Source organism: Mariniphaga anaerophila (genome assembly GCF_900129025.1).
GTDB classification, from domain to species: Bacteria; Bacteroidota; Bacteroidia; order Bacteroidales; family Prolixibacteraceae; genus Mariniphaga; species Mariniphaga anaerophila.
This window is the reverse complement of sequence record NZ_FQUM01000006.1, coordinates 82,685-107,513: the sequence shown is the minus strand read 5'-3', so window position 1 is coordinate 107,513 and position 24,829 is coordinate 82,685. Positions and strand designations below refer to the sequence as shown.

Below are 24,829 nucleotides of genomic sequence, written 5' to 3'. Positions count from 1 at the left end.
ATTGCGCGTTTGTTCTTTCTCTATTCGCAGGTGCAGGTCTCGAGGCAATCAACAATCTGACTCAGAATATCATATTTCAAATAGTAATACGTATTTTTCCCTTCACGTTTTGCGCACAAAACACCTTTGTCGCGTAAAATGCCCAAATGATGCGAAGTGGTCGATTGTTCAATTCCTAATAATTCGTGTATCTCTGTGACAGTTAGTCTCTTGCCGCCTTCCAGATGCTTTAAGATTGCAATTCGCATTGGGTGTGCGATAGCTTTTAACATATTTGCTGCAGTGTTTAATCGATTAGCATCCAACACCTTGATATCTACCATTTTTATGAATTCTTTAAAAATGCAAATATATAAATATTTAGGAACTAATCTGATGGCTTTTAAAATTTAGACACTTTATGAATAATTCATTTTTTGCCTGATTTTTTTTATTGAAATTATACTTTATTCAACTAATTTATTCTATGTTCGTTATCGAAAAGGAAAAAGTGAGTTTGTCGAATGTCGAAAATAAATGCCATAAGGCTACCTATTGAGCAGGAGCTGAAAGATTTTGAACCATATTTCAGGAAATCATTAAAGAGCGATGTGCCGCTTTTAGGAACTATCCTGAATTTTTTGTACCGTACAAAAGGAAAACAACTGCGGCCGATGTTTGTCTTTTTGTCCGCAAAACTTCATGGCGAAACCAACGATTTTTCGCAACTGGCAGCCTGTTCGGTTGAGTTGCTTCATTCGGCTACCTTGGTACACGACGATGTGGTGGATGAATCGTACGAACGACGTGGCACCTTTTCCATCAATGCTTTGTGGCGGAACAAACTGGCTGTGCTGGTTGGCGATTATATTTTGGCAAGAGGGTTGCTGTTGCAGCTGGAGCACAAAAAATACAACTTTCTGCATCTGATTTCCCAGGCTGTTCAGGATATGAGTGAAGGCGAAATTCTGCAAGTAAAAAAGAGCCGAAAACTCGACATCGACGAAGAAACTTATTTCGAAATCATTCGCAAAAAAACGGCGTCGTTAATTGCTACAAGCATGGCAATTGGTGCGGCTTCTGTAACTGATGATCCGGCGATTCCCGAAAAAATGTATCGCATTGGACAGGATGCAGGAATAGCATTTCAGATTAAAGATGATATTTTTGATTACCAGGCAAAAGGAATTATTGGAAAGCCTACGGGAAACGACATTCGGGAAAAAAAGATAACTCTGCCGTTGCTTTATGTTCTGCAAAATTCTCATGATTCTGAACGGAAGCGCATTCTGCGCCTGATTAAACGTAAAAACAAAAATGCCAAGGTGATCGGAGAACTTATTCGTTTGGTTGGTGAAAAAGGCGGAATTGAATATGCCACTGAAAAGATGAATGAGTTTAAGGACAAAGCGGTGAGCGCATTAATGGAGTTCCCCGATAGCGAAGCACGCACGTCGCTTATTGATTTGATGGAGTATATTACCACTCGTAAAAAGTAAGTTAGCTCCGCAGTTTCGGATTGTTTTTGTGGCGTTCTTTGTCGCGGTTCGTTTTTTTCTCCAGATTTTTTTGAAAAGCTTCGTTTAAATCTACTCCTGTTTGGTTGGCCAGGCAAACCAGCACCCAGAGTACGTCGGCCATTTCGTCGGCCATGTTATATTTTTCGTCTGATTTTTTAAACGACTGGTCACCATATTTTCTGGCAATGATGCGTGCCAGCTCACCAACCTCTTCGGTTAAAATGGCCATGTTGGTCAGCTCACTAAAATAGCGCACTCCCACGGTTTTAATCCATTGGTCTACCATTTGTTGTGCTTCGGAAATAGTTATCTCTTTTGTGTTCATAATCAGAAGTCTTTCATTTTTGAATCAATAATTATTGTGACCGGCCCGTCGTTAACCAGCGAAACTTCCATCATGGCACCAAAAATGCCGGTGCCGATTTTTTTACCCAAGGCCTCTTCTGTTTTTGCAACAAATTTTTCGTACATCGGTACGGCAAAATCAGGTTTTGCTGCCCGAATGTAAGATGGGCGGTTTCCTTTTTTTGTGCTGGCGTGCAAGGTAAACTGGCTAACAACAATTATATCGCCACCAACATCTTGCACCGAAAGGTTCATCACACCAGATTCGTCATCGAAAATTCGGAGCTGCACCATTTTTTTTATCAGCCAGTCGATGTCGTCGTCTGTGTCTGCGTCTTCAATTCCTATAAGTACCAGCAGTCCTTTGCCTATCGATGAAATAACTTTTTTTTCTACGGTAACTTTGGCTTCCGATACTTTTTGAATGACTAATCTCATTTGAATGTATTTTCCGCTAAATTAAAAATTTAAGCAATTACAAAACTTTTTTGCCTTTGGTTTTGTTTATGTTTTCAACACAAAAGATGAAACAAAAATGCAGAAGTTATTGATTTTCATTGTGCCCAAAACCATGTGCTTATTGCCACTCTTTTTGTTGTTGAGCTGTGCTACGCAACGAGGAATGGAAGATGAGCCAACTGTTATCCGTACTTTTCCTGCCAATTCGAGCCGGTTGCTTCAGGTTGAATTTTTAAAGGGAAAAGCATTTAATCACCCCTCTTTTGCTGTTTGGATTGAAGATTTGGAAGGCAATTTTCTGGAAACACTTTACGTAACCAATTATGTTGGAAAAGGTTGGTTTCGGTATGGAGAGTTGACGCAGGGAAAGTGGAAAGACGAACCTGGTAACGCCCGGCGTCCGGCAACTCTGCCGTATTGGGCACACAAGCGTAACATCAAGGCACCGGATGGTTTGTATGTCCCTTCGCCCGAAACTGCTGTTCCGGATGCTGTCACTTCGGCAACTCCGCTGGGCGATTTCAGGTTGGAAACGGCTACCAGCCTTTATGGCAATAGAAAGTTCAGGGTTCTGCTGGAAATTAATCAGCCGTGGGATGCCAACAAATTTTGGATTAACAGTAAATACGAAGGAAACGTAAATTATCTGGGTTCGTTGCAACCCGCTCTGGTGTATGCGGTAATTGTAAATCCGGATGACAAAGAAACCGAATATTTTATGAATCCAATTGGGCACAGCCACCCAACTGGCGCTGATGGAAAACTTTATACTGATTTGACAACCCTTACCACAGCGAAAGAAATCGCACAAAAAATAATTGTACGATTCAAATGATCCGACTCAAAACAAGAAAACCATGAAAGTACTTTACATAATTTGTTTGACGTTTATTTTACCAATACTCGCTTCCGCACAGAACGCTTCTTTAAAAGGAAGGGTTGTGGATGCCATGAGTAACGAGCCGCTTCCGTTTGTTAACGTCATTATTTCAGGAACCACCACCGGTGCGATTACCGATTTGAACGGTGATTTTATTATTTCCGGATTGAAGCCAGGGTTTGTGCGTGTTGAAGCTTCGTTTGTTGGATACAAACGTGCGGTGTCGTCAGAGGTTGAAGTGAGTGTGGCCAGCACAAATACCGTTGAAATTGAAATGGAGCAGCAACGAGAGCAGATTGAGGAAGTGACGGTAACTGCATCTCCTTTCCGAAAAACAGAAGAAAGCCCGGTTTCGTTGCGAAGTATTGGGCTGGGAGAGATTGAGAAAAGCCCCGGCGCCAATCGCGATATTTCAAGGGTAATTCAGTCGTTCCCGGGAGTTCAGTCAACTCCCGCGTATCGCAACGATGTGATTATTCGTGGCGGGGGCCCGTCCGAAAGCCGGTTTTACCTGGATGGTGTCGAAGTGCCTTTTATCAATCACTTTGCTACGCAGGGTGCTTCGGGCGGACCGGTGGGAATTATTAACGCCGATTTTTTACGCGAAGTGGATTATTACTCCGGTGCTTTTCCGGCTAACCGCGGAAATGCGTTAAGCGGCGTGCTTGAGTTTTTTCAGGTGGATGGCAATCGCGACCGACTGAAATTTCAGGGAACACTGGGCGCATCTGAGTTGGCAGCCACCCTCGACGGCCCCGTCGGAGAAAAAACGACTTTTATTTTTTCTGCCCGCCGTTCGTATTTGCAGTTTTTGTTTAGCGTGCTCGAGCTTCCTTTTCTTCCTAATTTTACAGATATGCAGTTCAAAGTTCGGTCGCGTCTCAACAAAAAAAACGAGCTTACTTTTATCGGGCTGGGAGCATTTGATGTGTTCGATTTGAATCTTGACATTGAAAATCCGGATGAACAGCAGAGTTTTATACTGAGCCAGATTCCGGTAAACGAACAATGGAATTATACAGTGGGTGCCGTGTATAAACATTTTAGTAACACCGGATATCAAACGGTGGTGCTAAGCCGGAGTCACCTGAATAACGGAGCTTACAAGTATTTCGACAATGACGACAGCTCCGAAGAAAACAAAATTTTGGATTATTCTTCTGAAGAAATTGAAAACAAAATCAGGTTTGAGAATACAATCCGAATGAATGGAACAAAACTGAATTTCGGGGCAAATCTGGATTTTGTTACGTACACAAACGCTACTCAGCAACGGAGATTTTATGGAGATGGAATTTTGAATGTGGATTACAACACATCGCTGAACGTTGTAAAATGGGGACTGTTTGCCCAAGCCAGCAGGAAACTGTTTCGGGAGCAATTGACACTTTCATTGGGACTGCGCGCCGATGCCAACAATTATTCTTCGAGTATGAGTAATTTGCTGGAGCAGTTTTCTCCACGGTTTTCTGCATCGTACAATTTAACCAGCCGGTGGAGCGTCAATTTTAATGCCGGGCGCTACTATCAACTGCCGTCGTACACCACGCTTGGATTCAAACAAAATGGAGAGCTGATAAATAAAGAAAACGACTTGACTTATATTTCATCCGACCATTTGATTGGCGGGCTTGAATTTCGTCCAAAACAAACGGTGCTTTTTACGTTGGAAGGGTTTTGGAAGGGGTACAAAAATTATCCGTTCTCGGTAAAAGACAATATCAGCCTGGCCAACAAAGGTGCCGATTACGGGGTAGTTGGCGATGAGGAAGTCCTTTCGCAGTCAGAGGGGCGTGCTTACGGAGCAGAGTTTCAGGCCAGGGTGAATGCCTCGAACGGTTTTAACCTGAACTTGTCGTATACACTTGTGCGCAGCGAATTTTTGAATGGCACCAACGAGTATATTCCAACTGGGTGGGACTCGCGGCACCTGCTAAATATAACATCTACTACCGAATTGAAGAAAAATTGGAGTATTGGCGGAAGATGGCGTTTTGTGGGCGGATTGCCTTACACTCCATACGACATGGAGCGCAGTTCGCTGGTGGAAGCCTGGAACCTGACCGGTAGCCCGTATTTTGATTTCGCCAGACTAAACGCTGAACGATTTGCTGCTTTCCATCAGTTGGATGTGCGTGTTGACAAAGCGTATTACCTCAATAAAGTAACCATGAAGTTCTACCTCGATATCCAGAATATGTACAGTTTTAAGGCGGAACAACAGGATATTATTGTTCGTGCAACCGACGACAATGGAAATTTTATTTTAACCGACAATGAAACCCGTTACTTGTTGCGACGAGTGAAAAATAGTGCCGGAACCGTGTTGCCTACAATTGGAATAATCCTGCAATTTTAACATGCTTTTTGAGAATGGTTGGTTGATGAGGCTTTAGCTGTCTGGATTTTTGCAGCTGAAGCCTTTTTTTGTCAATGTTCCTTGTGAAGATGTTTCTGTTTGTGTGGGCAAGTGAATAAAAAGTTTCTGTTACATTGGAAAATGTAAATTACTATTTGTAAATCGCAGATTGAAATTAGCAGCTATGATTTGCATTCAACTAAAAAATAAGGATCCATTTTTTTGCCTCGCCGCAGAAGAATATTTACTGAAAAATTTTTCGGATGATATTTTTATGCTCTGGCAAAGTGAAAATGCCGTTGTGGTGGGGAAGCATCAGAACGCCATGGCAGAAATTAATTATCCTTACGTTCACGAAAATAACATTAAGGTGGCCCGGCGTATTTCGGGAGGTGGAACAGTTTTTCATGATAAAGGAAATGTAAATTTTGCTTACATAAAAAACGTAACAAGCCCCGGCGAGATTAGTTTTAGCCAGTTTACCCGGCCGGTGGTGGAAGCACTGGGAAAACTGGGAATTACCGCAACCAGCTCAGGCCGGAACGATTTGCTGGTGGAGGGCAAAAAGATTTCGGGAAACGCCGAGCATGTTTTTAAGAACAGGGTACTGCACCATGGCACTCTTCTTTTTAATTCGAACCTCGAAACACTTGGGCAGTCCATTAAAGTTATTCCGGGAAAATATCACGGGAAAGCAGTGTTGTCTAACAGAAGTGCGGTGACCAACATTTTGCCGTTTTTGGGGAACAACTGGGGTGTAACTGATTTTAGCTCGTTTTTGCTGGATGTTCAGCTTGGGCATCCCGGCAATTCGGTTTATGAATTGACTGCGAACGACAACCAGTCAGTACAGAAACTTGTGGACGAAAAATTTAGTACGTGGGAATGGAATTACGGATATTCTCCCAGATATGTTTTTGTAAATGAATTTATTTCGGAAGGCAAAAATCTGGAAATTGAACTGAAAGTTGAAAAAGGAATAATTAAAGAGGCGATGGTTTCGGGGAATTATTTTTCGGAAAGCAATTTGGCGTTGCTGGGTGATTTGCTCAGGGGAGAACGGCATTCGTTCGGAGAAATTAAACGAACGCTGAGCCTAGTTGGCCAGGAGGTTTCAAAAGAGTTGGTTTTTGCTTTTCTGTAAAAAAAGACAAAGACAACGAAGCGCAAAGAGTTTATACTTTACGGCTTCGTGTCTCTGCTACTTAATTTAAAAACTATTTCGGTTGAGGATAGCCTTTTAAGTCTTTCAGGTTGTTTTGAATTTCTGATTCCGGATATTCGTAATCATTTAAAAGACCTGACATGTATTTGTCGTAACCAACCAGATCCATTAATCCGTGGCCACTAAAGTTGAACAGAATGACTTTTTCTTTGCCTTCTTCTTTTGCCTTTTTAGCTTCGCGAATGGCAGAAGCAATGGCATGCGTTGTTTCCGGGGCCGGAATAATTCCTTCGGTCTTGGCGAAGAGCAGTCCTGCTTCGAAGCATTCACTTTGGTGAACTGCCTGAGCTTCCATTAATCCGTCTCGCAATGCCGCACTAACCAGCGGAGCCATTCCGTGGTAGCGTAGCCCTCCGGCGTGAATAGGCGCAGGAATGAATGAGTGCCCGAGGCTGTACATCGGCAGCAGCGGAGTCATTTTGGCTACATCGCCGTGGTCGTACACAAAAGGAGCTTTGGTGAGGGTGGGGCAGCTGTACGGTTCTACACCAATTACCTGTATGTCTTCTCCATGTATTTTGTCGTACATAAACGGGAATGAAATACCAGCGAAGTTACTTCCGCCACCGCAGCAACCAATCACGATGTCTGGCTTTTTAATACCTGCTTTGGCCAACTGTTTTTTTGCTTCGAGCCCAATAATGGTTTGGTGCAACATTACATGATTGAGCACAGAACCCAACGAATATCTTGTTTCGCCTTTCGGGTCGGTAACAGCAGCTTCAATAGCTTCAGAAATGGCAATTCCCAAACTTCCCGGGGTGTCCGGGTATTTTTCGAGGATGTTGCGGCCAGCCTGTGTTTCGGTGCTTGGACTGGCAATGCAGGTTCCTCCCCAGGTTTGCATCATCATTTTGCGGAACGGTTTCTGATCGAAACTTACACGCACCATAAATACTTTACACTCAATTCCGCCCAACTGAGCGCAGGCGTACGAAAGGGCGGAGCCCCATTGTCCGGCACCGGTTTCGGTGGTTAATTTTTTAATGCCAAACTGTTTGTTGTACCATGCCTGCGCAACGGCAGTATTTGGTTTATGGCTTCCGGCTGGCGAAACGCCTTCGTTTTTGTAATATATTTTTGCAGGAGTTCCCAGTGCTTCTTCCAATTCGTAAGCACGTATCAGTGGGCTTGGCCTCCATTGTACCAGTATTTCGCGGATGCCTTCAGGAATATCAATCCAGCGTTCCTGGCTTACTTCCTGTTCTATCAGATTCATCGGGAATACCGGCGCCAGCATTTCCGGAGTGAGGGGCTTTCCGTCGGGCCCGAGTGGCGGATTCATCGGATTTGGCAGGTCGGGTGCCAGGTTATACCATTGTTTCGGCATTTCCGATTCTTCGAGGTAAATTTTCTTTTGTCTGGTCATGATTCTATTTTTTTAATGATCATTTATTCAATAAAAAAGGGATTTGCTGCAATACAACAAATCCCTCTTTTGATTATTCGGGTATATTAATATTTTGTTCTTGCGCTTCCATTTTTACGTTGCGCCAGTGCCATTCTTTTCCGTATGATGCTGATTGATACATGATTTCTTTTTCGAGCGTTAAAATTACATATTTTATTTTAAAAACAGATTCGCGTTTGCTATTATTCCGTCTCTGTTGGTTGTATTTCTGAGATTTTGCTACAAAACAAAATCCTATCTGTCGGGCTTTCGCATTATGCAAATGGTGTGATTGAGTATAATAGGTTTCAAAATACGTGAATTGTTGCGAATGGCAGCGGGGTTTTGAACTTGCTTTCTCTCAATATTTAAATGAAAAAGGCAAATTGCAGCAATATTTTTTAAATGATTTGTCGGGGAAGCTGTTTTTAGCTATTTTTGCACACCTGAAAAACGGATGGTCCCATAGTTCAACGGATAGAATAGCAGTTTCCTAAACTGTAGATCCAGGTTCGATTCCTGGTGGGACTACTGGAAAACGGGCTAACGAATTGAAAGTTAGCCCGTTTTGTTTTTCAGGGGAACGTAGAGGGAACGAAATCCGAAAAACACAGGTAGGGAGATGGAATTTTAGCTTTTCAATGTAAACAATACGACCATAATAATAAGTATAAATGTTCCGCCGATAACTATTATCTCTTTTTGGTCTTTGTGTTTTTCTTCTGCAACTTCCTGTTTGAATTTAGCGGCGGCCAGATGGGCGTTAATCACCTGTGTGCTTGCATCTGCTGTTGCTTGGGTTTCGTTAATCCTCGATTGGGAACCAATTCCTAGTTGAGGTAAAACAGAGGCAATATCTCCAATTGTGCCCAAAACGTATGGTAATATTCCAGATGAATTATTTTCTGAATCATTGCTCGAATCATTGCTCGAATCACTGCTTGAATTTTTATTGCCTTTAAATACGTCTGCAATATCACTTAAAGAGAATGCACTAAATTCATATTTTGAATCAGAAGATACAAGAGGACTTAATGTCAGGTTGGGATGGTTTACTAATGCAGTGGGGTTGTTAACTACATAATTCATGTTGTGTTCATTTAGGATTGCTGTTTTCCTTTGCTGGCATATTCGATTTTTGAATAAATGCTTTAAGAATTTTAGCATTAATCTTTGAATCGCCTAAATTTCCTTCAATAAGATGAGAAAGGAACATGTTGGTAAGGAAAGCAGCCATGTTGTGTCTTACTACTGTTTCCTTTTCTTCTTCGGACATGGTTTTCCTGATTGGAATGTTACGAACCCATAGTTTTTGAAGCTCCGGATCGAACAGGTGTCCAAAATACATAAGCGGGGCGTTGCCCTTTAATTTGTCAATTATACTGTTTTGTTTCTCTGCAAAATCAGGGGTGCTAAGAATATGCCCTTTGATTGCAAACATCTGGGCCGGGGTTAGTTTTATTAATAACTCATTGGCCTGGAGTGGCTTTTCAATGGTAACCGTTTTTACCTCTGGTTCACTTGGTGCAGAATTGTATTTATCCAGTAATTGCACTATGAATTCACCTTTGGAGTTTGCCCCTGATTCATCGAAACTACTGTTTAAATACTCAATTGCATCTTGTGCCATTCTTATACTTACGGTTCTCAAATTTCTTTTAGACATGTTTGCTGTATTTTAATTTGAATGGGAATAAACAGTAGGGAGATGGAATGCGCCCCGTTGTTTCTTTAATTTTGCACCATGAAATTTGCATAACGAATTGGTGAAATTTGCCATGTCACTATTGTCCGGCTTCCAATCTTCATATTCAGTCTCATCTGTTTCAACAGTGGTTTTTGGCTCTTCTTTCTTCGTGAAATTTTCAATCGTAATCTTAATTCCCTTTTGGAAAGCGGTAAAAATGTCCACTTTCTCACCTGATTTCTCAGCTGATTCTACTCCTTTTCTTAAAATGTAAATAAGAATAAAGGAAACGATTGCTGCTAAAATTGTGTTTTTCATGTTAACTATTTTTGGGGTTATTTTTCTTCTTCGCTGGTAGTCTCCGTTTTTTCTTCCGCGTCTGTTGAAGTCTCACTTTCTTCTCCCGGAGCTGGGGCAGTATCAATTGACAATTTTTTGCTGTCTTTTTTAGACCTGCTGGAATTCCTCCCAATCTTATATGCAATAAACATTGCAGCAAGTATTCCGAATAGTAGTTTCCAATTTACTGTTATTTGTTCCATGTTTAAAATATTTAAAGTTTACCATAATTGGTGTTTTTCTTTGTTTACACTGATTTACCGATGTTTTAAGGTTGTTTTGCCCACTATTCCACCAGATCATAACAATGTTTGCATCTGGTTTTAATGTTGCCCACACTGTTAAACCTGGCAGAATAGATATGGCTAAAACCAAACAATCATGCAATCACAAATTTTAAATGAACCCTTTGTCTCCATAGATTCAAATGTATAGTGAAAAATTTTGAGGTCAATTCAATTGGGGATGTATGGGAATACTAAAAAGTTTTCCGGGGTATTCTGGTTCGATTAGAATTGATTTTTTTTATTCAATCCGTAGGCTTTTTCAATCCTTTCAATGTCTTGGTCTTTATAATTGGGTATTATTTCGCAGATGCGATAAACTGCTATTTCTTGGTTTATGCCTCCAATTTCGCCGCATAACCAATAGAACATGTCTAGGGCTAATATGCTTTTTTCTTTTCTATACTTAGGAAATTTAGTAATAATTTCATCGCTCAAATGACTCATTTCCCTGTTCAATTGGCTTTTACTTATTCCTAAAACCTGTGCTAAAAGTTTTTTAGTTGTAGGAGAGAAATCTATTGGTTTATGTATTCCCGTCATGTTTGTGGTTTTTTGCAGATGAAATCGTTAAAATCGTTGTACCCCGGATAAGTGATTTTTGAATAGTCTTTTACCCCGGAATGGATGAGTTTAATTTCAGTGGCGGTTTTTTCTCCTGGTATGTCGTTATCCAGAAAGAGATTTATATGTGAGTATTCCTTTAGTTTGTCTTTTACGCTTCCCAGGTTGGTGATTGAATTTAAGATTATGATTGTACTTTCAGGTTTTTGGATTTTGAAATATTCCAGAGCTGAAAGAAAATCAAGCATTCCTTCAAAAATATTTGCTGTTTTGTCTGTTCCCTCTATTAACGTAACACCGGTTGCGCCGGCAATATATTTATTCCCGAATGCGTTTTGAAGGTTGTAACCGCCTTTGATGTTTTGCCAGCAAATTGCAAAAAAAGCTTTTGTTTGTCCTGGGAAGGCATAATAATAGCATTCCTGGATAAAACTGGCGGCTAATGATTGCGATATTTCTCTTTTGTTGAGGAATTGTATTAAGGCGCGGTTTTGAAGCGTCTGGATGTGTTTTATTTCGATACCTGGGAAGTTTGTTTTTTGCGTGTCTGAAAAAGAAAAAGATGGGGAAGATAAACCGGGTTTTTCAAGAATGCGTAAAGCACCTGTTAAATCAGTATTGTACATTAGTAATGTTAAGTCGATTATATTCCCGCCGGTTCCGGTTGTCATATCATACCAAACATTTTTTGTTGTATTTACTTTAAAGCTGGGGTTTGAGTCTTTTCGGTAGGGAGCTTTATACCAAAAAAAGTTTCTGTAAATTTTTGCCGGTGTTATTCCCTGGTTCTTCAAAAAATCCTCAATTTTTATCTGTTTGGCTTGTTTGCAATTCATAATTTTTTGTTTTTCTGTCAAGCAAAATTGATTAAACCGGTTAAGTGTTTCGTTTTTAGTGCTTTAAGTGGTTTAGTTTAATTGTTGTCCTTATATAATAGGGTAAACTAAACCGGTTTAAATGTCTTTGTTCGTATGATATTGAAAATCAACAATATAAGTGGTTTAGTTTAGTTAAACCGCTAAACTAAACCGCTAAACTTTTGGGATATTTGGTGAATAGCTTTTTGAATTTTCGTTATAATTTAGAAATTTCCTGTTTTGGAGAGAGGTAACTAGTTCTTTACACTTATTGTCACCAAACTTTATGTCAATTGTTTTTAAAGACGATTTTAACCCTTGCCACAGGTTGCCATATGTTAAAGAGCCGGTTCCGTTAAATGTTTTTCGGATAGTTTCTTCAAGTTGGTAAACTGTTAGCTCATCTACCTTCGGGTTTTGAGGCTGGTAACCTTGAACAGCATTTTCTTCGATTAAGTCGCCGTTGTCATTCAAGGAGTACGCAAATTTTTCAAAATCTCTGTGTCGGGTGAATTCCGGTTCAACAATTGTTACCCTAGTTCCGTTGGGTTCTTCTCTGCTCAACTTTGCTACTGTTTCAGCTTTATTCATTAATTCGGTTCCGAGGTGTCCCCTGGCGTTCGAATCACCTTTGTTTTGATGAAGTATTGTGAGAATATGAATGTTTTTTTCCTGAGTCCATTTCAGCAGTTTATCTGTTATTGCTGTGGCTTCTTTTTCGTCATTGATTGATGTGGCAAAATCTCGAATTCCATCAATAACTACGAATGAAGCATCTTTGAGAAAATTTATTGCATATTCTGTTATAATGCTTCTTTGTTGAGGTCCATACTTTCTTAATGATAAAAAGTACAAATTTTCAGGGTGTTTTTTTTCGTTGCCTGTTACCTTTTTTGAAATAAACCTTAGTGTTCTTACGCATTCGGACGTTCCCTGTTCTGTGTCTATCCAGATAATTTTTTTTCTTTTATCTGGCAAATTTGGAGCAAATTTTAAATGAGTTTTTGCGGAAAGTAAAGAACTTACTAGTATTGCCGAAAATGTGGTTTTCCCAACTTTTGGCCGCGCAAGTATTGTAGAGAAGTTACCGAGTGTTGAAAAAATTTGATTCCCATAATCGCCCATAATTTCAAGGCAAATAGGCGGATTTTCAAATTCATGGTCAGCTTTTAATAGAGAACCTTCGATTATTTTTTTAATTTCTTCCTGGTTCATGTTTGTTCGCTCCATTATGATGATTGTGGTTTCCGTATCTCTCTCCAATTCTGTCAATTCTCAAAACAAAATTGCACTGGTCACGGATTTTCTGGTCGGCTTTCAGAAGGCTTTTTTTTAAGTGCCTGGTTTCCCTTGTTTTTGGTAATTTCCGTAAAAGTTTTAACGCTTCTTCGGTGCGCTTTTCTTCGCAGATTAACACCAGTTCAGTCAATAATCTTAACGTGCTTTTTTCTTTCATCCCTGTGCTATTTTAAGGGGAGAGGATAATAGGCTTTCGAGCTTTTTTATTTTTTCCTGGCTTTTTTCCAGTTCTGCCTGCAGTATCGTTATTTTTTTCGATTCCTGGGAAAACATTTTATTTTCAATTTCGGCAATGATTTTTGTAACGTTGTTGAGCGTGGCTAAATCGCTTTGTATACCGGTTTCTAATAGTTCCAGGGGCATGTCGTAAATTACAACATCACGAACGTTGGCCAATTGTTTTGAGATTCCGCCGCAGTTGTCGGCAATTAATTCTTTTAAATTTTCGATGAGCTTTTCCATAATTTCAATTTTTAAATATTTGAGGTTCTTAATGCTTTTTCCATCTCAGATTTGAGCAGGTATTTTTTTACGCCAATGCTGTAAACTTTAAATTTCCCAGCTTTGATTTGTTTATTCAATGTAGGAATTGAGATACCGGCCAGTTCGGAAGCCTGCTTTTTTGTTAGCTTGTCTTTCTCGATGCCCGGAACTGTTTTGGTGTCTGTGTTAGACTTTAGAATTTCGTTGAGCACGTTTTTTAGTGTTGTGCTGTCTGTTGCGATTAATACTCTTTCTTTTTCCATTACTTAAAGTGTGTTAAGGTTATACGTATTGTCAAGTGCAAATCTGATAAAAGTAGCAAGTGAAACATTTTGCTCGTTGCAATACTTTTTGATGTTTTGGTGTTCGGTCTGAGTAACTGGTACTGCAAGCATTTTTACTTTTTTTTCCGTTTTTGGAATCTGAATTTTTTTCATGTTGTGCATTTTTTTAAAATTAATTTCAATGCAAATATAAATAAGTTTTTAATAATATAACGAAACTATATAAAATTAATTCCTAAATGGAATTTATAGTCATATGCTGCCTAGTTTGTAATCAATTATCTACTATTTTTATCATTAAATATTCCAAAAAGCAATATATTTGCATTATGGATATTTTTAAAAAAATAAAGAGGATTAGGACTGAAAAGAAAATTAGTCAGCAGGATGTTGCAGATATTCTTGGTATTACTCAAGCTGCCTATGCGAAAATTGAAAATCCCAATAATCCAGAGAGTAGGAAAATTTCTATTGAATATGGAAAAGGTATTGCCAGAGCTTTGGGAGTATCATTCAATGAGTTGTTTGAAATTGAATCACCTGCCAATATTGAAGAAATGCAGGTTGAAATTAAGAGACTTAAGACTGAAATTTCATCATTGAAAGAGCAGTTGAGTGATAAAAAAATGATTATTGAATTTTTGTCAAGTAGTGATATACTCGTTGAAGTTGCGGCAGCATTACGTAGGAAAGAGAATCCAGAACGAATTGTAAAAAGAGATTTTAACGATGTGGAAGGACTTTTAAAGGAAGTGGAGGGTCTTCCTTATGATCCTGGGAATAAAGAAAGTCTTATCAATTATATTCGTCCAAGGTTAAAAAGAATATAACTGAAAAGAACTAAATTGGTGCTGACCGGTACCAAAATAAACACAGTGTTTATTACATCTCGTATCAGAATTTTATTGGATGCCGCCAGGTTCTTTTTCCTTCGGCTCTACCAGTCCATCAAATGTTTTCTTTAATTGATTGTCTATTGTGTCGGTTGAAACTTCGAGATACCGTCTTATCGTATTCACATTTTTAATTCCGGTGCAGGCCATAATTGTTGGAATATCCATACCCCTTGCATGATTCTGGCAAATAAATGTTTTTCGGGCTGTGTGGCTGCCTATCAATTCATACTTTGGTACATATTCTTTTTCAATTCGGTTTTTCTTGAATAGAATATTTTCGGTTGTAGAAACAATCCCGGCCTCTTTGCATGCCTTTTTTAAGTACCTGTTTAAGCTTTGGTTTTGATAATTTGGAAGTAGCTTAAATTGTCCTGAATATCTGTTTAATATTTCTTTGTGGCTTTGCTGTATTGGCAAAATAACAAGATGATTGGTTTTTTCTGTTGTGAACCTTAATTGTTCCCCATAAATATTATCCCTGGTTAATTTGTTTAAATCGCTGTATCTGGCTCCTGTTAAACAACCGAAGCAAAAAAAGTCACTAATTCGCTGTAATGTTTTGTTTTTGAAAGGGAAGTTAATTAGTTGTTTTAACTCATCAAAAGTCAGGTAAATAATTGTTCCTTCTTTTTCAGATGCCGATAGTTTTGAATACTCCTGGTTGTTGTGGTATTTCCGTTCATAACTCCAATTCATAAAAGCCTTTAGTCTTTTGGTAATGGCTGGCAGATAGTTGTATTCGTGTCCCTTTGTGAAAAGGATGTATTCTTTTAGCTCATCAAAAAAGGATAGGTTCACGCTGTTAAAGGTTAGTTTGTACCCGGTATCCGCTTCAAAGTCCTGGAGCTTTTTTTTATTGGATTTGTGCATTCTGCTGGTGTTGGGTTTAAACTCTTTTTCTGCAAATTTCAGGTATTCATCATAAGCTTTCCAAAAATCCTTTTTTGCGGGTCTCAGGTTCAATTCTTCGCCGGCAAAGAATTTTTTCACCAGGTCAACAGTAAGGGGAACGTCAGATAGTTGACAGTCGTTAAACAGTCGGATTGCTTTTGCTCTCCAATCATCCAGGGCAGCGTTTATTTCATTGTAGTACTCATGAAATTTATCGGTTTTTCTGAGATTGTATAATTTTTGGTCTTCGTCTTTCCAGTTATTGCATTTCCAAACGCCTGATTTTGCATCCCTGGTAACTTTAATTTTGAAAGGTAGGTTTTTATAAACTGCCTTTGATTGGACGGATATTTTCGCCCGGATTGGAACAAAATTGTTCTTGTCCCTTTTGTTCATATTGAGGTGAAACCCTATTTTAGCCATAGATTTGAAGCTGAAAATTTACTTCAAATATAAAAAAGGGGAACGACTTGGGGGAACGATTTCTGTAAAAAAAGGGATAAAATCAAAATAAATTCAAAAAAAAATATTTCGATAAATGTCTGTTAACTAGTAGGTATAGTAAGAATGGGCTAAATCGAGAAAAGATATATTTATTCCTGGTGGGACTACAAAAGATGGATTAACACGTTGGTTGTTAGTCCATCTTTTTTTGTATGTGCCAAGAGTCCCCGAATTATCTGAAGTTGCATCGCATGCGCGTGGAAATTGTTTGCTTGTTATTTCGTGTTGAAAAATAGAATATTATATGAGAGGTCTGAAGTGAAAAAAAAGGTAAATTAGCTCAATCATATAAACTTTTTTTTATGCGTTTGACCAAAACAACATACATCAGAGGAGTATATTTTTTGTTGTTGGCCGAAATCTTTGTTTTTTCCGTTTTGATATTTTACAATTTGAAGTCCCATGAGTTTGATAGTATCAGAATAAACCTGGCGGGGCGACAGCGAATGTTGTCGCAAAAGATGACGAAGGAGACTATTCTGTTTAAAGAAGGACGTTTGGAAAAGGCTGATGTGCTTCAAACCATGAAAGTATTTCAGCTAACCGAAAGCGCGATGAAAGACGGAGGGAATGCTCCCCTGGATCTTGAAATGACCCGGTTCAGAACTTTGCCTGTAATGGAAGATTCTTCAATTGTGCAGCAAATCAGAGTAATTAATCGCTTGTGGAATGAGTTCCAACCTAAAGTTGAGGATTTTTTGGAAAACAAAAGTGAGTCATCTTTTAATTACGTCATTAATAATAACGTCCATCTTTTAAACAATATCGATTCATTTGTTGTAATGCTTCAGCGAAGTTCCGAAAGAAAAACGAAGCAATTGGTTTTTCTTGTCGGACTTTTTTCGTTGATAACATTTGCTCTGATTACTGCTCTGATTTTGTTTGTCGTTTCCAGAAAACATCAGCGTAAAATTATTGATGCAAACCGACGGTTTAAATTTATTCTTCAGGCATCAAATACTACGTTCGAAATTGTTGATGAGGATCTTAATATTCAGTATGTCGATCCTAAAACTCAAAAAGAATACGGGGAACCGGGCGGTCAGAAGTGTTTTGAGTACCGTAAAAACGCAAATGAATCATGTTCCGGCTGCATGTTGAATGATGGATTCAATTCCAGGGAGATTGCGGTGTATGACAAAAAACTTCCCTGCGAGGGGAATCGTTCGGTGCAGGTAACCAACATTCCGTATCAGGATGAGAACGAAAAATGGTTTGTTGCCCGGGTTTTTGTGGATATAACGGAGCGGGTAAAATTTGAAAACGAGCTTTTAATTGCCAAAGAAGAAGCCGAATCTGCCAATCGCGCAAAAAGTGAGTTCCTTGCAAAAATGAGCCACGAAATACGTACGCCGATGAATGCTATTATCGGCCTCAGTCACATGGCGCTGCGAACTTCTTTGGACGAAAAACAATTCGGTTACGTCTCAAAAATTCAAAAATCGGGGCAAATCCTGCTCGGTTTAATTAACGATATCCTCGACTTTTCCAAGGCGGAGTCGGGAAAACTGAAATTGGAAAACATCGATTTCGATTTGGAAACGGTTATAATGAATGTTACCAATATTGTTACGTTCATGGCTCAGCAAAAGAAAATTGAGCTTGTTACCGGAATCGACAGTAACGTGCCGTTGTCGCTTGTGGGGGATCCGCTCCGGCTTAATCAGGTACTGATGAACCTGATAAATAATGCCATCAAATTTACTTCTGAAGGAGAAGTTGTGTTAAAGGTGAAACTGGTAGAGGAAAAAGAAAATGAAGTAACGTTGCGATTTCTTGTTAAAGATACCGGAATTGGAATCGCTGCAGATAAAACCGAAATTTTGTTCGATTCTTTTTCGCAGGCTGACAGCTCAACAACCCGCGAATACGGCGGAAGCGGGCTCGGACTTGCCATTAGTAAACAGTTGGTTGCCCTATTCGGGGGAACAATTGGTGTTGACAGCGAAGTTGGTGTTGGCAGTACATTTTATTTTACCGCAAAGTTTAAAAAAGCGGCCCGGCAAAAGATGGACAATCGAGTGATGTATAGTGAGCTGAGAGGTCTGAAGGTTCTGGTTTGTGACGACAATAAAAGTTCTCTTGAGATTCTGAAAGATACGCTGGAGTCCTTTTCTTTTTTGGTGACCACGGTGGAGTCTGGCGCGCAGGCAATTGCAATACTCGAAGAGGAGGTGGAAAAGCCGTACGATTTGTTGTTGCTCGATTGGATTATGCCGGGGATGGACGGTATCGAAACTGCCGAGAGAATCAGGGAAAACGAAAAAATCAAAAATCGGCCGACCATTCTGATGGTGACTGCCCACAACGAGAAAAAAATTCAGGATGAAGTCAGGCGCCTTGGAATTTCCAGTCTGCTGATTAAACCGGCAGGCCCTTCTGCTGTGTTTGATGCGATTATGAAATCGTTCGGGAAACGGGTGGTTGTAAATGAAGCAGCCGGCGAGGTTTTGTACAAACAGGGCTCTTTTGATGCGGTAAAGGGAGCAGTTGTTCTTCTGGTGGAAGATAATGATGTAAATCAGCAGGTAGCTTCAGAAATGATAGAATCAGTTGGCTGCATTGTAGATGTTGCAAACAATGGCGACGAGGCCGTGAAAATGGTAATGCGAAACTCAGGCCGTTACGAACTTATTTTCATGGATCTTCAGATGCCGGTAATGGACGGCTACCAAGCGGCTGCAAAAATCAGGGAAAGCAAATTGTGTGACGGTATTCCCATTGTTGCCATGACAGCAGACGCTTTTCCGGGAGTAAAAGAGCGTTGCCTTGAAATGGGAATGAGCGGATATATTGCCAAGCCCATCGATCCCAACGAATTGTTCGGGACATTGCTTACTTATTTAAGCGGAAAAAAGAGGAACGCTTCCGTTTTGCCTGTGAAGAAAGATGAAGTGGCTAAAATGGAAATTCCGGAGTTGAAGCATGTTGATGTACATGCAGGACTGAAACTGATGGGTGGAAATAGAAAATTGTATTTCCGGTTTTTCGCTAAGTTCGGGAAGAACAACGAGAATTTCATTGCAAATTTACTTAAGGCATTTCATGCCGGCGACAAAAAACTCGTATTGCGGATGGTGCACACTTTAAAGGGAATGTCGGGCAGCATTGGGGCAACAGAATTGTACAAGGCTACCATTACTTTGGAAAAGGAGGTTCATGAAAATTACGATAAGACACCACAGTTGATAGAAAATTTTAAAACCGTTTTCAACCCGGTGTTGGAAGAATCTCTCGTTTATGGTCAGAGCCAGGAAAACGGAGAAAAAACTCCGTTGGCCTGAGATTTTGAAGTAAAGAAATGATCTGGAAATGAAGCGGAACATTTTTTTTTATTCCTGGTAAATATGATTTAAAAAGGTAGTGGATGGGTTGAAAGGAAGCGATTCAGCCAAATAATATTGCCCTTGATTTCTAATGTGCTGCAAATTTATTGTGTTACTTTTTTCCCTTATTTGGTTTCAGATTTGAATTAAATTCGTGTTGAACCGCACTTTTGTTAATTTTGTAGCGAAATATATTGAATAAGATGAAAGTTATTGACGTCATAAATAAATCGGAAAAAACCGTTTTTTCATTCGAGTTGTTGCCGCCGCTAAAAGGAAACGATGCTGGCCGTATTTACAATACGATTGAGAGCCTGGTAGAATTTGATCCGAAATACATTAATATTACGACTCACCGCGATGAGGTGGAATTCAGGGAGATGCCTGATGGATCCATCGTGAAACGCACCGTGCGTAAACGGCCGGGAACAGTGGCAATTGCGGCGTCTATTCAACATAAATACGGAATTCCGGTTATTCCGCATATTCTGTGTGGCGGGTTCACCAAAAGCGAAACAGAACATGTGCTCATCGATTTACATTTTCTGGGTATTGAAAATGTTCTTGCGCTGCGTGGCGATGGTGCCAAAAACCAACATGTTTTTCAACCCGAAAACGACGGGCATTCAAATGCCAATGAGTTGGTGGAGCAAATTGTAAATTTGAGAAACGGGATTTACCTGGAACAGGATTTGAAAAATAATACTCCGCTCGATTTCTGCATCGGAGTGGCAGGCTACCCCGAAAAACATTTTGAGGCGCCCAACAAAGAGCAGGATCTGTTTTACCTGAAGCAGAAAGTTGATGCCGGTGCCGATTACATTGTTACCCAAATGTTTTTTGATAACAAAGTGTACTACGACTTTGTGAAAAAATGTCGTGACATGGGAATTACAGTTCCTATTATTCCGGGAATAAAACCCATTAACATGAAAAACCAGTTGACGGTTCTGCCCAAAATATTCAATATTGATTTGCCGCAGGAACTATCGAAAGAGCTGGCGAAATGTAAAAACAACGAAGAAGCCCGCCAGGTAGGCACAGAATGGGCAATTCACCAGTCAAAAGACCTAGTGGCAAATCATGCGCCGTCGTTGCACATTTATACGTACGGAATTTCAGACAACGTAAAGCAGATTGTGAAATCGGTTTTCTAATCAATAGTTTTTTTCGAAAGACTGTTTCTCAATCGTGCACATCGTGGTTTTTTGTCGAACCGCGTAACCTTTTTCCCAAAAGCGTCGGAATATCAGAAGAGAACCCGGCACTTCTTTGGGGAGGAAGTCCCATTAAACAAGAAAAGTTCTTTGCTTTTCTTATTGCCTATATAGCAACATTTGATTCCGATTTATAGTGCACAAACTCTTTGGCCGCTTCGTTCCAAAGCCAGAAATGTTCTTCTGCTTCCTGGTTGTTTGGATCCGGAGCAGGATATATAAATGAAGTTTTTAACAGCACGCTATTTTTGTAATGCTCCACACTGTTTCCCACATCAGAATACCCCTTTTTTGTGGGCAGGTTATAGACTTTCCCATTCCTTGAATCAACCATTACACCTTCGATGCAACCGCTTCCGCATCCCCAGGTAATAACCACATAATGTCCTGCAAAATTTACCGGTGAGCTGTTGTATTCCTGTGAAATAACGGTTTTGAATCGTTTCGCTCTGGCATTACTTTCAAGGTCAACTTCTTGTTTTGCCGTATCGGCTTTTTCTGCAGGAAAATATTCAAAAGATGTACTTAATGATGCCGATTTTTCAGAATCCTCTGCAATTATTTTTTTCAATTTCTTGTAAATATATTCACGTCCATTCATTTCCAGAATCATTTTTCGCTGGTTAAATGAATCGATGGCATATTTTTCTTCGAATACTGAAGCGGTATGATTTCCCAGGCTGATAGCCGTCAGCACCAGCTCATCGTTTTCAATTTTCCACTTTTTATATTTTAATGTGGCCATGTTAATTGATGAGGCCATGCTGTCGGGCATTAGAGTAAATCCCTGCTTTTCTGCACTCTCGGGGTGTTCCAGAATCCAGGAGCCAAAAAAAACTTTGTGGCTCTCAGGTTGAATATTTTCTCCTTTATAAAGAGGCGCTTCCTGTTGAGAATCAGACTTTGTTTTGAAATAGAGCATTCCGGCACCCAGCAATGCTATTGCCAAAATAACTGCTCCTGCAATTTTTACTGTCTTCATTTTATATTGTTTAAATAATGGCTTTAATTTATTAGTACGTAAAATGGCTTTAAATATTTCCTGTTAGAAACAGGATTTAACGTTTCCGCTTTACAAAAAAAATTACGCATCAGATTACGCAGAGGTGTGAAAAGAGAAAAAGCAGGCTGTTCCTTCAATCGTTAAATTATAACTTGGTGCGGTACCACTCAGAACTACGTCCCAGCCACCGGATGCCACCCACATAACCTTTCAACTTAAGTAAGTCGTCGCTTTCCATCCATCCATAGCAATCGTATGTGTTTCCCGATTTTGGGTCGTAAATTTTCCCGCCTTTCCACTCTTTCTTTTTGGCATCGTAAACAAACCCGTTTAAAATCTGTAGTCCAATAATAGAGCGGCTTTGCAGCGCTTCATCCGGATTTTTGTCGTCTTTGGGCGGCTCCCCGTTTTTGTAGTTTTCAGGAATGGTGTACACAATGGTCCCGATATACTTTCCGTCTTTCTTTTCCACCTTAATTTTTGTGGTTTTTTCATCATTCCACCAAACTCCGGCAATTTTTTCCGCTTCCTGTGCTATTCCGGCAATTGCGTAAAAGCTCAAAAAAAACAAAACAATAAATTTCTTCATGATATTTTATTTGATTACTAATTTACCTGATTCTAATTTAAAAATATTGTGCAGTTGTTCTGCAAAAATACTCATCTTTTTGTTTTGTTGAGCTCAATAAACCAATTGCTTATAAAAACTACAGAGGTGCTCCCGTTGTTACAACAAAAATACCTGCTACGCAAAACAGCGGATAATTATCAAAAAAATAGATCTTCTTCGCAGGTTTTTTCTTTTTACTGTGTCTTATTTCTAATTTTATAGGAACAAATGCTTGAATGAACGAGGCCGAAATCATAGATAAATTACAACAAGGCAACGAAACAGCTTTTAGAGTACTGGTTGAAAACTACCGGAATATGGTAGTTAACACCTGCTTTGGATTGTTGCACAATACAGAAGATGCCGAGGATGTGGCTCAGGATGTTTTTATCGAAGTATTTCGTTCGGTGGATAAATTCAGAGCCGACTCAAAAATTTCAACCTGGCTCTACCGTATTGCCGTAAACAGATCGTTAAATTTTATCCGCGATAATAAAAAGCGCAAGTGGTTTCAGCCGTTCGATGATGTTGTTAAATCAAAAAAAGAGAAGCTTAATCAGCTTCCGTCTGCCCATGCTGAAAATCCGGAATCGGAACTGGAAAACAGCCAGCGTGCACAAATGCTGCACGATGCTATCGATTCGCTTCCGGAAAACCAGCGTGTGGCTTTTACGTTGAATAAATACGAAGACATGGCCTACAAAGATATTTCAGAAGTAATGAACCTGTCGGTTTCTTCGGTGGAATCACTCATCCACCGGGCAAAAAAGAACCTGCAAAAAAAGCTCTATCTCTGTTACAAAAAAAAGTGTATTTAGGTGCAAGTTTTCAATTAATTATGTGTCAAATTATCAAATGCAAATAAACATGAAATGCAAAACGTTACATAAAAAATTAATTTTCTTTCTGGAAGGTGATTTGCCTGATAAAGAGCAGAAAGAAGTGCGCGAGCACCTGGAACATTGCGCTGATTGTGCTGCATTTGCCCAAGAAATGAAAAAAACACTGGGCATTTTGGAATTGGAAAAATCGCCCGAGGTGACCCCGTTTTTCTATACCCGGGTGAAAGCCCGGCTTGAAAACCAGGAAGAAAAGGCAGAAGAACGCGTGGGGAGTCCGGTGTGGGAACGAGTTTTGCAACCGGTGCTTTTCTCGTTGCTGCTGCTTGCCGGTATTTATGGAGGATTCAAAATAGGGGAACCGGCAGTACCCGAATACTCTCCGGCAACATACGCAAAAAACGAGCTTATTCCGTTTTTGAATGACATGCAAACGGAACCACTCGAAACTTTTTTAATGGAACAGAACAATGGCAACTAAGAATAAATATCGAATAATGGCCTGGGCAATTGCCATATTGCTGGCAACCAATGTTTCCATGGGCATTTCATTTATGTACCACAAATACCAGGACAGGAAACAACTGGAACAGGCGGAGAAAGAAGAAATTGACCTGCCCGCCCAGCAGCGCACCCGGTTTTTTAGGGAGCAGCTCAATTTACAACCAGAACAAATGGACACATTCAGAGAATTGAACAGAAGCTTCAATCACTCTGCATGGCAAATTAACCGAAGTCTCGAAAATTTGCGAATTGAGATGGTGGATGAAATGGGCAGCAAAAATCCGGACACCGGAAATCTCGATAGAATTGCAGAAGAAATTGGCGAGTTGCATAGCCGGCTAAAAAAAGAAACCATCGACTATTACCTGGGTATGAAAAAGATCTGCAATCAGGAGCAACAGGAAAAACTAAATGAAATATTCATCTCCGTTTTAAAAAAGAATGAAGATGTCAAACTTCCGCAGGGAGGCTACAGAATGAGGGGAAACAGATAATCTGATAAAAATAACTACAAAATACCCGGAAATGAAAACCAGAAAATTAGCTTTTACCATTATTGTAGTAATGCTTGGCGTGTCTACAGTTTTTGCGCAGGGGAGGAGAAATGCCAACCGCCCCGGAGCATATTCCCAGCGAACCAGCATGAATATTCTTCTGGATTTAACCGAAGAGCAGCAGGCTGAAATGGACGAACAAGTTGCTGCTCACCAAAAGGATATGGCGGAAATGCGGGTAAAAATGCGCTCTACCTACGATCCGATTGAAAAGAACGAGATTCGTGGAGAAATGCTGAAAAAAGTCAGAGACCACCGCATTAGTGTGCGCAATCTCCTGACGGAAGATCAACAAAAAAAGTACGATATTTTGCAGAGGCAGGGATTCAATCGGGGCCGCAACATGGCAGTTGGGCAAAAAGGAATGCGTGGACGTGGCAATTTCAACGGATGCAGGAGAGGCTGCAGGTATTACGGAAGCTGAAAAAGGTCTTCATCTAAAGGAAACGGATTTGAATTCTTTTTGAAATGATACTGCCAACAATTGATAATTTGTGTGCTGTCGGTTCTGAAAATGTCTTTTGTCAGTTT

29 protein-coding genes and 1 tRNA gene are annotated in these 24,829 nt (G+C 39.9%); 12 read left to right on the top strand and 18 right to left on the bottom strand.

Annotated elements, in window-relative coordinates; genetic code table 11:
- Positions 1 to 20 precede the first annotated feature (20 nt).
- Positions 21 to 323, bottom strand: coding sequence for an ArsR/SmtB family transcription factor (locus BUB08_RS13305; protein ID WP_073002383.1), 303 nt, complete (start codon positions 321 to 323; stop codon positions 21 to 23).
- Between the two features lie 180 nt (positions 324 to 503).
- Here BUB08_RS13305 and BUB08_RS13300 point away from each other — a divergent pair, with 180 nt between their 5' ends.
- Positions 504 to 1,478, top strand: a complete 975-nt coding sequence (locus tag BUB08_RS13300) for a polyprenyl synthetase family protein (protein ID WP_073002382.1) — start codon at positions 504 to 506, stop codon at positions 1,476 to 1,478.
- 1 nt (position 1,479) lies between these two features.
- On the opposite strand, the gene BUB08_RS13295 is transcribed toward BUB08_RS13300, so the two are convergent.
- Together BUB08_RS13295 and dtd are read right to left on the bottom strand one after the other, a co-directional pair.
- Complete coding sequence (locus BUB08_RS13295) at positions 1,480 to 1,824, bottom strand: nucleotide pyrophosphohydrolase (protein WP_245820203.1); 345 nt, start codon at positions 1,822 to 1,824, stop codon at positions 1,480 to 1,482.
- A gap of 2 nt (positions 1,825 to 1,826) precedes the next feature.
- Positions 1,827 to 2,282 (bottom strand): D-aminoacyl-tRNA deacylase, encoded by a 456-nt coding sequence (dtd, locus tag BUB08_RS13290; protein ID WP_073002381.1) that lies wholly within the window; start codon positions 2,280 to 2,282, stop codon positions 1,827 to 1,829.
- 97 nt (positions 2,283 to 2,379) lie between these two features.
- Between dtd and BUB08_RS13285 the strand changes: the two genes are divergently transcribed.
- The 3 genes from BUB08_RS13285 (at position 2,380) to BUB08_RS13275 (ending at position 6,686) form a co-directional block, all read left to right on the top strand.
- A complete protein-coding gene (locus BUB08_RS13285) occupies positions 2,380 to 3,138 on the top strand; it encodes a hypothetical protein (RefSeq protein WP_139249707.1) in 759 nt (252 codons plus the stop codon).
- Positions 3,139 to 3,160: 22 nt separating this feature from the next.
- Entirely contained in the window at positions 3,161 to 5,542 is a 2,382-nt protein-coding gene (locus tag BUB08_RS13280) for a TonB-dependent receptor (RefSeq protein ID WP_073002607.1), read from the top strand.
- Between the two features lie 184 nt (positions 5,543 to 5,726).
- Entirely contained in the window at positions 5,727 to 6,686 is a 960-nt protein-coding gene (locus BUB08_RS13275; RefSeq protein WP_073002379.1) for a lipoate--protein ligase, read from the top strand.
- Positions 6,687 to 6,759: 73 nt separating this feature from the next.
- Here the strand turns inward: BUB08_RS13275 and BUB08_RS13270 are convergent, their stop codons facing one another.
- Positions 6,760 to 8,136, bottom strand: coding sequence for a TrpB-like pyridoxal phosphate-dependent enzyme (locus BUB08_RS13270; protein ID WP_073002378.1), 1,377 nt, complete (start codon positions 8,134 to 8,136; stop codon positions 6,760 to 6,762).
- Between the two features lie 480 nt (positions 8,137 to 8,616).
- Between BUB08_RS13270 and BUB08_RS13260 the strand changes: the two genes are divergently transcribed.
- A tRNA-Arg gene (locus BUB08_RS13260) sits at positions 8,617 to 8,688 on the top strand.
- A gap of 99 nt (positions 8,689 to 8,787) precedes the next feature.
- Here the strand turns inward: BUB08_RS13260 and BUB08_RS13255 are convergent.
- The 11 genes from BUB08_RS13255 to BUB08_RS20365 all read right to left on the bottom strand — a co-directional run bounded on the left by BUB08_RS13255 (position 8,788) and on the right by BUB08_RS20365 (position 14,107).
- The gene (locus BUB08_RS13255; protein WP_073002376.1) at positions 8,788 to 9,246 is read right to left on the bottom strand and encodes a hypothetical protein; all 459 of its coding nucleotides are present in this window, start codon (positions 9,244 to 9,246) and stop codon (positions 8,788 to 8,790) included.
- Between the two features lie 7 nt (positions 9,247 to 9,253).
- A complete protein-coding gene (locus BUB08_RS13250; protein WP_139249706.1) occupies positions 9,254 to 9,823 on the bottom strand; it encodes a hypothetical protein in 570 nt (189 codons plus the stop codon).
- Between the two features lie 12 nt (positions 9,824 to 9,835).
- Complete coding sequence (locus BUB08_RS13245; RefSeq protein WP_073002374.1) at positions 9,836 to 10,162, bottom strand: hypothetical protein; 327 nt, start codon at positions 10,160 to 10,162, stop codon at positions 9,836 to 9,838.
- A gap of 17 nt (positions 10,163 to 10,179) precedes the next feature.
- The gene (locus tag BUB08_RS13240; RefSeq protein ID WP_073002373.1) at positions 10,180 to 10,386 is read right to left on the bottom strand and encodes a hypothetical protein; all 207 of its coding nucleotides are present in this window, start codon (positions 10,384 to 10,386) and stop codon (positions 10,180 to 10,182) included.
- A 306-nt stretch (positions 10,387 to 10,692) separates the two neighbouring features.
- Positions 10,693 to 11,010, bottom strand: coding sequence for a hypothetical protein (locus BUB08_RS13235; protein WP_073002372.1), 318 nt, complete (start codon positions 11,008 to 11,010; stop codon positions 10,693 to 10,695).
- Positions 11,007 to 11,867, bottom strand: a complete 861-nt coding sequence (locus tag BUB08_RS13230) for a toprim domain-containing protein (protein WP_139249705.1) — start codon at positions 11,865 to 11,867, stop codon at positions 11,007 to 11,009. Before BUB08_RS13230 ends, BUB08_RS13235 begins: the two co-directional genes overlap by 4 nt.
- 195 nt (positions 11,868 to 12,062) lie before the next feature.
- Positions 12,063 to 13,103 (bottom strand): AAA family ATPase, encoded by a 1,041-nt coding sequence (locus BUB08_RS13225; RefSeq protein ID WP_217651619.1) that lies wholly within the window; start codon positions 13,101 to 13,103, stop codon positions 12,063 to 12,065.
- Positions 13,084 to 13,344, bottom strand: coding sequence for a hypothetical protein (locus tag BUB08_RS13220; protein ID WP_073002369.1), 261 nt, complete (start codon positions 13,342 to 13,344; stop codon positions 13,084 to 13,086). Before BUB08_RS13220 ends, BUB08_RS13225 begins: the two co-directional genes overlap by 20 nt.
- Positions 13,341 to 13,649, bottom strand: coding sequence for a hypothetical protein (locus BUB08_RS13215; RefSeq protein ID WP_073002368.1), 309 nt, complete (start codon positions 13,647 to 13,649; stop codon positions 13,341 to 13,343). The genes BUB08_RS13220 and BUB08_RS13215 overlap by 4 nt, the downstream gene beginning before the upstream one ends.
- Positions 13,650 to 13,660: 11 nt before the next feature.
- Positions 13,661 to 13,933 carry a helix-turn-helix domain-containing protein gene (locus BUB08_RS13210; RefSeq protein WP_073002367.1) on the bottom strand — a complete coding sequence of 91 codons (273 nt, stop codon included), beginning with the start codon at positions 13,931 to 13,933 and terminating at the stop codon, positions 13,661 to 13,663.
- 3 nt (positions 13,934 to 13,936) lie between these two features.
- Positions 13,937 to 14,107, bottom strand: coding sequence for a hypothetical protein (locus BUB08_RS20365; protein WP_175550008.1), 171 nt, complete (start codon positions 14,105 to 14,107; stop codon positions 13,937 to 13,939).
- An 86-nt stretch (positions 14,108 to 14,193) separates the two neighbouring features.
- On the opposite strand from BUB08_RS20365, the gene BUB08_RS13200 reads away from it, so the two are divergent.
- Positions 14,194 to 14,784 carry a helix-turn-helix domain-containing protein gene (locus tag BUB08_RS13200; RefSeq protein WP_083570766.1) on the top strand — a complete coding sequence of 197 codons (591 nt, stop codon included), beginning with the start codon at positions 14,194 to 14,196 and terminating at the stop codon, positions 14,782 to 14,784.
- 72 nt (positions 14,785 to 14,856) lie between these two features.
- Here BUB08_RS13200 and BUB08_RS13195 read toward each other — a convergent pair whose 3' ends face one another.
- Positions 14,857 to 16,164, bottom strand: a complete 1,308-nt coding sequence (locus BUB08_RS13195) for a site-specific integrase (protein ID WP_073002364.1) — start codon at positions 16,162 to 16,164, stop codon at positions 14,857 to 14,859.
- Between the two features lie 383 nt (positions 16,165 to 16,547).
- On the opposite strand from BUB08_RS13195, the gene BUB08_RS13190 reads away from it, so the two are divergent.
- Both BUB08_RS13190 and metF read left to right on the top strand, forming a co-directional pair.
- Positions 16,548 to 19,529 (top strand): response regulator, encoded by a 2,982-nt coding sequence (locus BUB08_RS13190; protein ID WP_073002363.1) that lies wholly within the window; start codon positions 16,548 to 16,550, stop codon positions 19,527 to 19,529.
- Positions 19,530 to 19,774: 245 nt separating this feature from the next.
- Positions 19,775 to 20,728, top strand: coding sequence for a methylenetetrahydrofolate reductase [NAD(P)H] (gene metF, locus BUB08_RS13185; protein WP_073002362.1), 954 nt, complete (start codon positions 19,775 to 19,777; stop codon positions 20,726 to 20,728).
- Positions 20,729 to 20,894: 166 nt separating this feature from the next.
- Here metF and BUB08_RS13180 read toward each other — a convergent pair whose 3' ends face one another.
- Positions 20,895 to 21,770 carry a lipocalin-like domain-containing protein gene (locus BUB08_RS13180; RefSeq protein WP_073002361.1) on the bottom strand — a complete coding sequence of 292 codons (876 nt, stop codon included), beginning with the start codon at positions 21,768 to 21,770 and terminating at the stop codon, positions 20,895 to 20,897.
- A gap of 166 nt (positions 21,771 to 21,936) precedes the next feature.
- A complete protein-coding gene (locus BUB08_RS13175; RefSeq protein WP_083570765.1) occupies positions 21,937 to 22,380 on the bottom strand; it encodes a DUF2147 domain-containing protein in 444 nt (147 codons plus the stop codon).
- Positions 22,381 to 22,637: 257 nt separating this feature from the next.
- On the opposite strand from BUB08_RS13175, the gene BUB08_RS13170 reads away from it, so the two are divergent.
- The 4 genes from BUB08_RS13170 to BUB08_RS13155 are packed head-to-tail and all read left to right on the top strand — an operon-like array spanning position 22,638 to position 24,722.
- Positions 22,638 to 23,219 (top strand): RNA polymerase sigma factor, encoded by a 582-nt coding sequence (locus tag BUB08_RS13170; protein WP_073002359.1) that lies wholly within the window; start codon positions 22,638 to 22,640, stop codon positions 23,217 to 23,219.
- Between the two features lie 49 nt (positions 23,220 to 23,268).
- Positions 23,269 to 23,721, top strand: coding sequence for an anti-sigma factor family protein (locus BUB08_RS13165; RefSeq protein WP_175550007.1), 453 nt, complete (start codon positions 23,269 to 23,271; stop codon positions 23,719 to 23,721).
- A complete protein-coding gene (locus tag BUB08_RS13160; protein ID WP_073002357.1) occupies positions 23,711 to 24,238 on the top strand; it encodes a Spy/CpxP family protein refolding chaperone in 528 nt (175 codons plus the stop codon). The genes BUB08_RS13165 and BUB08_RS13160 overlap by 11 nt, the downstream gene beginning before the upstream one ends.
- A gap of 31 nt (positions 24,239 to 24,269) precedes the next feature.
- Positions 24,270 to 24,722, top strand: coding sequence for a Spy/CpxP family protein refolding chaperone (locus BUB08_RS13155; protein ID WP_073002356.1), 453 nt, complete (start codon positions 24,270 to 24,272; stop codon positions 24,720 to 24,722).
- The last annotated feature ends 107 nt before the right edge of the window (positions 24,723 to 24,829 follow it).